Source organism: Xanthobacter autotrophicus, assembly GCF_029991245.1.
Classification (GTDB): Bacteria; Pseudomonadota; Alphaproteobacteria; order Rhizobiales; family Xanthobacteraceae; genus Xanthobacter; species Xanthobacter autotrophicus_C.
The window spans coordinates 1-4,887 of sequence record NZ_JAIVFO010000219.1; the positions used below are offsets into that span (position 1 = coordinate 1).

Sequence of the window (4,887 nt, forward strand, 5' to 3'; positions counted from 1 at the left end):
GTCCTGTGGGCGGGGGGGCTGGATGCAGGAGCAGGCGGCACGGATCAATCGCCGCCGCGGACAGTTGTACACGCAGGCCAGCTTGACAGGGAAACGCCGGTGGTCCCCTCTCAGGCGGCCCGCATGGTGATCCGGGAGGCATCATTGGGCGAAGAGCGGCATACGGAATTGATGGGGCTTCAGAGCGAGCTTTCGGGCGCCGCCCTGAAGGCGGCCATGGAGACGGACGCGGCGGGCCTCGATGCCGCCGCGGATGCGGGAAGCAGGCGCGCGCGGCGCGCGGTGCGGCTCAATCCCCTGGCCTGGATGGCGGTGTCGTTCCTCGCCGGGGTGGTGGTGGGCGCGCTGCTGCGACCGGTCACCATCGTGCGCACGGGAAGGAATGCGGGATGAACGTCGATCAGCTGGCGCGGAACCTCAAGATCCTGCTGCGCACCAACACCATCATCGCCGAGATCCACCTGCGGCACGTGGCGGCGCGGGTGGGCCTGTTCGCCTTCGCGGCGCTGGTGGCGAGCTTCGGCGTGGTGATGCTGGGCGTGGCGCTGTTCCTCGCGCTGGAAGCCTCGCTGGGGCCGATCTGGGCGGCGGTGGCGGTGGGCGGCGGCGGGCTGGTGCTGGCCCTCGTCGTGGCGCTGGTCGGGGCCACGCTGAAGCCGTCGCGGGAACTCGGCCTTGCCAACCAGGTGAACCAGGCGGCCATGGACGCGGTGCAGGCGGAGATGAAGGCCACCTCGTCCAGCCTGTCCCAGTTCGCCTCCTTCGCGGCGGTGCCCGGGCTGGTGGTGCCGATCCTGACCTACCTGCTGAAGGCTTTCCGCCGCCCGAGGGCGTGAGCGGACCTCGCTCAGGCCAACGTCCCTGGTTTTCGACCGGGGACGGGATTTCGCTCTGGCGCCGCGCGGGGGTGGTTCACGCCTTGTTTTCGCTCAGGCGCCGCGCGGGCTTGGGCTCACGCCTTGCGCACCCAGCGGCCGTTCTCGTCCTGCTGCCAATAGGTGAGGTCGTGGCCCTGCGCCGAGGCGGCGGCCTTGGCCTCGCGCCAGCGCTCGCGGGCGGCGGCCACCTGCTCGTCGTCCCGCCCGTCGAACAGATGCACCACGCGCACATAGGGCGACGAATCGGCCAGCGGCACGGCGTCCACCAGGAAGCGGACCTGCGCGCCGTTGGGGTTGGCCTCGGTGGTGGCCAGCAGCACCGGCTGGCGCTCCGGCACCGGCTGGGCCTCGGTGCCGTGGGGCAGGAAGGAGGCCTCGCTGTAGGTCCACAGATGCGCATCGAGCGCATCCCGCCGCTCCGCCGAGCCGCATTGCACCACGCACCGCCAGCCGCGCTCCAGCGACTTCTCCAGAAGCGTCGGCAGCACCTGCTCCAGCGGGCGGCGTTCAAGGTGGTAGAAGAGGATTTCGGTCATGGCCGGGGTGCGAAAGGAACGGGCGCAGGTTAGAGCACGTTCCGGCCGGTTTGCACCGGGAATTCGGCCACGCCCTCCCCTCATCGGGGCCGGCGGCGGCGCTTGACCAGGGCGGGGGCGCCTTCCATATGCCGCCCATGAGCCTGATCCACAACGAGCGCACCAAGCTGATGGCCAATGCCCTCGACCGGGCCTCCACCGCCTGCCTGACCGTCGGGGCGCTGGGACCGGCGGTGGCGTCGCTCTATGGTCTGGGCTCTGCCGGCGCCGCGGCCGCCTCCCATGGCGTGCTCATCGCCTTGGGCAGCATCTTTTGGCTGGCTGCGGCTGGCGTGCTACACTTCATGGCAAGAAGCGTGCTTGGACGACTGATATGACCGGCCTCTGGCTCTATGCGTATGTGGTGCTGCCCGTGGTGGTGATCGCCATGGGCTATGCAGCCGTGCGCCTGACCGAGCCGAAGCATCCCCCGCACGCCGGCCCGGCCGAATAATGCCTGCCGCCCCTTCATGGGGCGCTGGCTGTTGCGGGCGAATATCCTGAATCCACATTGCCTTGAGCTTGTAGCCCCGGCCGACCTGAAGCTTCCGCTCCAGTCGGCCGGGGGCATGCAAGGATGCGCATACGCGGGGCCTCAGCCCTCGTAATGGTCCTTCACCAGCTGGTTGAGCAGGCGCACGCCCCAGCCCGAGCCCCAGCTCTTGTTGGTGTCGCTCGCCGGCGACGACATGGCGGTGCCGGCGATGTCCAGATGCGCCCAGGGGGTCTTGTCCACGAAGCGCTGGAGGAACTGGGCGGCGGTGATGGAGCCGGCATGGCGGCCGCCGGTGTTCTTCATGTCGGCGAACTTGGAATCCACCAGCTTGTCGTATTCCGGGCCCAGCGGCATGCGCCACACCCGCTCCCCGGTCTCCTTGCCGGCGGTGGCGAGGCGCTCGCTCAGATCATCGTCGTTGGAGAACAGGCCGGCATATTCCGAGCCCAGCGCCACCAGGATGGCGCCGGTGAGGGTGGCAAGGTCGATCATGAACTTGGGCTTGAACTGCTCCTTGGCGTACCAGAGCACGTCGCACAGCACGAGCCGGCCCTCGGCATCGGTGTTGATGATCTCGATGGTCTGGCCCGAAAGGGAAGTGACGATGTCGCCGGGGCGCTGGGCGGCGCCGTCCGGCATGTTCTCCACCAGGCCGACGAGGCCCACCGCATTCACCTTCGCCTTGCGGGCGGCGAGGGCATACATGAGGCCGGTGACGCAGGCGGCGCCGCCCATGTCGCCCTTCATGTCCTCCATGCCGGCGGCCGGCTTGATGGAGATGCCGCCGGTGTCGAAGGTGACGCCCTTGCCGATGAAGGCCACCGGCGGCTCGCCCGCGGGCCCGCCGTTCCAGCGCATGATGACGACGCGGCTTTCCTTGATGGAGCCCTGGCCGACGCCCAGCAGCGTGTGCATCCCGGCACGGGCGAGGCCGGCGTCGTCGAGAACCTCGATCTCGACGCCCACGGACGACAGGTGCTCCTCGGCGCGGCGGGCGAACTCGGGCGGGTCGAGCACGTTGGCCGGCTCGTTCACCAGGTCGCGGGCGAACAGCACGCCGTCGCCCACCGCATCGGCGGCGGTCACGGCGCGCCGGGTCGCCGCCTCGTCGGACACCAGCAGGGTCACGGCGAGGGCGCCGCGCTCGGTGTCGTCCTTCTTCTTGGTCTTGTAGCGGTCGAAGCTGTAGGTGCGCAGGCGGATGCCGAGGGCCACCTCCGCCGCCGACTCGGGGCCGATCTTGGCGCCCGGCAGGTCGAGCACGACGGTGGCCTCGCGGGCGGAGGAGGGGATCTTGCCCGCCGCCACGCCGCCCAGCTTGAGGAAATCGGCAGGCTTCAGGTCCGCCACCTTGCCCACCGAGATCACCACCAGGCGCGGGGCATCGAGGCCGGCGGGGGCGAGCAGGTCGATGGTGCTCCAGGCCTTGCCCTTGTAGCGCTCGGCATCGAAGGCGCGGGTGACGGCGGCATCGGCGGCGCCCTTGAGCAGCTTCTGCGTCTGCGCGCCGAAGGCGAGGGTCTCGTCGGTCAGCACGATCAGCACGCCCTTGGGGGCGGCGGTGAGCCGTGCGAACGAGAGGGTGACGGGTTCGGACATGCGACGCTCCGGGCAGGAAGGCTTTTCAAGGAATCGGTCTGTTGCCTCTGTCTCTAGACCGGCTGGCGCGCGGGTGGAACCGCCCATGCCGCCGCGCCCGAGCTTTAAGGCTCCCGTCTAGATGGGATACCGGGCGAGGATGGAAAGGGCTCAGTGGCACCCGGCGCCGCGATTTCGGCGGCGGACCGAAGGGAAGCCGGCATTCGGCGCAAGCGCCGCTGCGCATAAGTGCCTCGGCGCATCCGCCTCCCGCGCAAAAGAAAAGGGGGGCGCCGGGCGCCCCCCTTTGAACCGTCACAGACGAGGCCGCCGGCCTCACTCGGCGGCGGCGTCCTCGGTGCCGGCGGCGGCCTTCTCGGCCCGCTCCTTGGCGCGCTCCTTGGCCTTCTCGCCGGGCTCGCCCTTCTTGGGGTTGTTCTTGGCCTCGCGCTTCAGCAGGCCGGCGGCGTCCAGGAAGCGGGCGACGCGGTCGGTGGGCTGGGCGCCCTTCTCGAGCCAGGCCTTGGCCTTGTCGAGGTCGAGCACCACGCGGTTCTCGGCATCCTTGGCCAGCAGCGGGTTGAAGGTGCCGATCTTCTCGATGAAGCGGCCGTCGCGGGGCGAGCGGGCGTCGGCGATGACGATGCGGTAGTAGGGGCGCTTCTTGGCGCCGCCGCGGGCGAGACGGATCTTCAGGGACATGGTGTTCTTCCTTATGGTCGTTCGATCGGTTGATGTGTTTTTGCGAAACCGCCAGGCCCGGGCTTGTTCCGGGCATCGACGCGGCGCCGCCTGAGCGTCACACGCCGTGCTGCGCCCGGCCGCGGGGCCATGACGGGGAGAGGGGGGTTACTTCTTCTTCGAGCCTCCCAGTCCAGGAAGGCCTTTCGGCAGGCCCGGCAGGCCGCCGGGGAACTTGGAGGGCAGGCCGCCCGGCAGGCCGGGGAAGTTGGGGGGCAGTCCGCCCATGCCGCCGGCACCACCGGGACCGCCGGCGCCCATCTTGTCGGCCATGTCCTTGAGCATTTCGGGCGAGGGCCCGCCGCCGCCGAAGCCCATCATGCCGGCAAGGCCCGCCAGCGGGCCGCGCTTGCCGGCGGCGCCACCGAGGGACTTCATCACGTCGGCCATCTGGCGGTGCATCTTCAGGAGGCGGTTGATCTCCTCCACTTTGGTGCCCGAGCCGGCCGCGATGCGGCGCTTGCGCGAGGCGTCGAGGAGCTTCGGCGCGCGGCGCTCCTTCGGCGTCATCGAATTGATGATGGCCACCTGCCGCTTGAACACCTTGTCGTCGAGATTGGCGGAGGCGATCTGGTTCTTCATCTTGGCGACGCCGGGCAGCATGCCCATGAGCCCGCCC

General features: G+C 69.9%; 6 protein-coding genes and 1 pseudogene. 3 read left to right on the plus strand and 4 right to left on the minus strand.

Features of this window, described 5'->3' with window-relative positions:
• Positions 1-99 precede the first annotated feature (99 nt).
• Positions 100-393, plus strand: a complete 294-nt coding sequence (locus K9U41_RS21760) for a hypothetical protein (RefSeq protein ID WP_282642934.1) — start codon at positions 100-102, stop codon at positions 391-393.
• Positions 390-836, plus strand: a complete 447-nt coding sequence (locus tag K9U41_RS21765) for a phage holin family protein (RefSeq protein WP_282642935.1) — start codon at positions 390-392, stop codon at positions 834-836. The genes K9U41_RS21760 and K9U41_RS21765 overlap by 4 nt, the downstream gene beginning before the upstream one ends.
• A 116-nt stretch (positions 837-952) precedes the next feature.
• Here the strand turns inward: K9U41_RS21765 and K9U41_RS21770 are convergent, their stop codons facing one another.
• Positions 953-1,414 carry a DNA polymerase III subunit chi gene (locus tag K9U41_RS21770; protein WP_282642936.1) on the minus strand — a complete coding sequence of 154 codons (462 nt, stop codon included), beginning with the start codon at positions 1,412-1,414 and terminating at the stop codon, positions 953-955.
• Between the two features lie 137 nt (positions 1,415-1,551).
• On the opposite strand from K9U41_RS21770, the gene K9U41_RS21775 reads away from it, so the two are divergent.
• The gene (locus tag K9U41_RS21775) at positions 1,552-1,791 is read left to right on the plus strand and encodes a hypothetical protein (RefSeq protein ID WP_282642937.1); all 240 of its coding nucleotides are present in this window, start codon (positions 1,552-1,554) and stop codon (positions 1,789-1,791) included.
• 257 nt (positions 1,792-2,048) lie between these two features.
• Here K9U41_RS21775 and K9U41_RS21780 read toward each other — a convergent pair whose 3' ends face one another.
• The 3 genes and pseudogenes from K9U41_RS21780 to K9U41_RS21790 form a co-directional block, all read right to left on the minus strand.
• Positions 2,049-3,548, minus strand: a complete 1,500-nt coding sequence (locus K9U41_RS21780) for a leucyl aminopeptidase (RefSeq protein WP_282642938.1) — start codon at positions 3,546-3,548, stop codon at positions 2,049-2,051.
• 315 nt (positions 3,549-3,863) lie between these two features.
• A complete protein-coding gene (rpsP, locus tag K9U41_RS21785) occupies positions 3,864-4,229 on the minus strand; it encodes a 30S ribosomal protein S16 (protein ID WP_138399272.1) in 366 nt (121 codons plus the stop codon).
• Positions 4,230-4,376: 147 nt separating this feature from the next.
• Positions 4,377-4,887 (minus strand): annotated as a pseudogene (locus K9U41_RS21790) (signal recognition particle protein); the annotation flags it as partial.

Coding starts and splice junctions, on each gene's coding strand:
- K9U41_RS21780 (WP_282642938.1), bottom strand. CDS start 3,548: ATGTCCGAACCCGTCACCCTCTCGTTCGCACGGCTCACCGCCGCCCCC.
- rpsP (WP_138399272.1), bottom strand. CDS start 4,229: ATGTCCCTGAAGATCCGTCTCGCCCGCGGCGGCGCCAAGAAGCGCCCC.
- K9U41_RS21775 (WP_282642937.1), top strand. CDS start 1,552: ATGAGCCTGATCCACAACGAGCGCACCAAGCTGATGGCCAATGCCCTC.
- K9U41_RS21770 (WP_282642936.1), bottom strand. CDS start 1,414: ATGACCGAAATCCTCTTCTACCACCTTGAACGCCGCCCGCTGGAGCAG.
- K9U41_RS21765 (WP_282642935.1), top strand. CDS start 390: ATGAACGTCGATCAGCTGGCGCGGAACCTCAAGATCCTGCTGCGCACC.